We start from the raw sequence: 263 nt of genomic DNA, 5'->3' as shown, positions 1-263 counted from the left end.
CAGCTTAATCTTCACATCGCGAGGATTAGCACCCGCCTCGACATCCGCACGCAGCGCATTGATTTCGTCCATCGAGCGGAAGCTCAACAGTTCGAAGTAACGCCACATCAGCGCGTCCGGAATAGACACCAGCTTGCCGTACATCACACCCGGCGCTTCCTGGATACCGACATAGTTACCCAAGGACTTGGACATCTTCTTGACGCCATCCAAGCCTTCCAGCAATGGCATGGTCAGAATGCACTGAGCCTCCTGACCATAGG

At 54.8% G+C, this 263-nt stretch carries 1 pseudogene; it reads right to left on the bottom strand.

Going from position 1 to position 263, the window contains the following annotated elements:
• A pseudogene (locus AAEZ02_RS22720) lies at nucleotides 1-263 on the bottom strand (tyrosine--tRNA ligase); the annotation flags it as partial.

The sequence above is a fragment of the Shewanella sp. T24-MNA-CIBAN-0130 genome (assembly GCF_040310185.1).
In the GTDB taxonomy this organism is placed as follows: Bacteria; Pseudomonadota; Gammaproteobacteria; order Enterobacterales; family Shewanellaceae; genus Shewanella; species Shewanella psychromarinicola.
This window is presented reverse-complemented; position numbering and strand designations above follow the sequence as displayed.